This is a genomic window from Mycobacterium angelicum (assembly GCF_002086155.1).
GTDB classification, from domain to species: domain Bacteria; phylum Actinomycetota; class Actinomycetes; order Mycobacteriales; family Mycobacteriaceae; genus Mycobacterium; species Mycobacterium angelicum.
Window position 1 is genome coordinate 1 of sequence record NZ_MVHE01000204.1, and the last position, 1,205, is coordinate 1,205.

General features: G+C 74.4%; 1 protein-coding gene and 1 pseudogene. Both read left to right on the forward strand.

Going from position 1 to position 1,205, the window contains the following annotated elements; translation table 11 throughout:
* Positions 1-338, forward strand: a pseudogene (locus BST12_RS29000) (hypothetical protein); the annotation flags it as partial.
* A 42-nt stretch (positions 339-380) separates the two neighbouring features.
* Positions 381-1,205 (forward strand): PE family protein (locus BST12_RS29005; RefSeq protein WP_139802061.1); only part of this gene is annotated, 825 nt, incomplete at its 3' end.

Sequence of the window (1,205 nt, forward strand, 5' to 3'; positions counted from 1 at the left end):
CCGGCCCCGCCCACTCCGCCGGCGCGCTGTTCGGCGACGGCGGAACCGGCGGCCGCGGCGGCTCGGGCGGCTTCGCCTTCACCGGCGCCGGCGGAGTGGGCGGGGCCGGCGGTAACGCCGGGATGATCGGCAATGGCGGCGAAGGCGGTGCCGGCGGCGACGCGGTATTCCTGGGCAGCTTGAGCAGCGACGGCGGCCATGGCGGCAATGCCGGACTCGTCGGCAACGGCGGCAACGGCGGCAATCGTGGGGACGGCACGACGGGTACCGGCGACGTCGGTGGCGGCGGCGCCGGCGGTTTGTTGTTCGGTCAGCCGGGCATCAACGGGTCGCCGTGATATTGCCAAAACCGTCAATTAGGCGGCCACCGCCGCGCTAGCGTGTCGCTTGTGATCGTGGCGCCGGAGTTGCTGGCAGCGGCGGCCGCCGATTTGGCACGTATCAACACCATGCTCAACGCGGCCAATGCCGCCGCGGCGATTCCGACCACCGGCTTGCTCGCCGCAGCCGGGGACGAGGTATCGGCCGCCATCGCCGCGATATTCGGGGCTCACGCCGAGGCCTATCAAGCATTGAGCGCCCAGGCGACCGTGTTTCACGACCGGTTCGCGCAAACCCTTGCCGTGGGCGCGAACGCCTACGCCGGCACCGAGGCCGCCAGCGTGCTCAGCCTCGTCAATGCCCCCACGCAAACCCTGTTCGGCCGGCCGCTGATCGGCAACGGTGTAAACGGCGCGCCGGGCACCGGCGCCGACGGCGGAGCGGGCGGCATCTTGATCGGCAACGGCGGCGCGGGGGGTTCCGGCGCGCCCGGCAAGAGCGGCGGAAACGGCGGGGCCGCAGGGCTATTGGGTACCGGCGGGGCCGGCGGCGCCGGCGGATTCGGGCTGCCGGGTGGACCCGGCGGGGCCGGTGGGGCCGGCGGCGCAGGCGGGCTATTCGGCAACGGAGGAAACGGTGGCACCGGCGGCGGCTCTTTGGACGGAAACGGCGGTACCGGCGGCGCCGGTGGGGCCGCCGGCTTATTCGGCTCCGGCGGCAAAGGTGGTGTCGGCGGGGTCAGCGCACACCAGTTCGGCGGGGTCGGCGGGGTCGGCGGGGCCGCCGGACTGTTCGGTGCCGGCGGAGCCGGCGGCGACGGCGGACAGGCCGACGACGCGGTCGGTGGCAACGGCGGGGCCGGCGGCACGGGCGGCCTGCTGTAC